Annotated in this window: 3 tRNA genes; all 3 read right to left on the reverse strand. The window is 45.4% G+C overall.

From position 1 onward, the window contains the following. Positions 1 to 56: 56 nt before the first annotated feature. The 3 genes from KA858_RS12555 to KA858_RS12565 all read right to left on the reverse strand — a co-directional run bounded on the left by KA858_RS12555 (position 57) and on the right by KA858_RS12565 (position 328). Positions 57 to 132: transfer RNA gene (locus KA858_RS12555), tRNA-Ala, on the reverse strand. A 15-nt stretch (positions 133 to 147) separates the two neighbouring features. Further along, positions 148 to 221: transfer RNA gene (locus KA858_RS12560), tRNA-Pro, on the reverse strand. 30 nt (positions 222 to 251) lie between these two features. Next, positions 252 to 328, reverse strand: a tRNA-Arg gene (locus KA858_RS12565). Positions 329 to 359: the final 31 nt, after the last annotated feature.

The raw sequence follows: 359 nt of genomic DNA on the forward strand, positions 1-359 counted from the left end.
GAATTAACGTTGACATATTGTTATTCAGTTTTCAATGTTCATTTAATTATTATAAATGGTGGAGACTAGCGGGATCGAACCGCTGACCTCCTGCGTGCAAAGCAGGCGCTCTCCCAGCTGAGCTAAGCCCCCAAATTATTTAAGAAGTCGGGAAGACAGGATTCGAACCTGCGACCCCTTGGTCCCAAACCAAGTGCTCTACCAAGCTGAGCTACTTCCCGTATGTAATTAAATAATAAATAAAATTTAAATGGCGCGCCCGATAGGAGTCGAACCCATAACCTCTTGATCCGTAGTCAAACGCTCTATCCAGTTGAGCTACGGGCGCTATATTTAAGATGGTGCCGAGGACCGGAATC

It is taken from the genome of Staphylococcus sp. GDX8P80P, assembly GCF_017893095.1.
Lineage (GTDB): Bacteria > Bacillota > Bacilli > Staphylococcales > Staphylococcaceae > Staphylococcus > Staphylococcus borealis.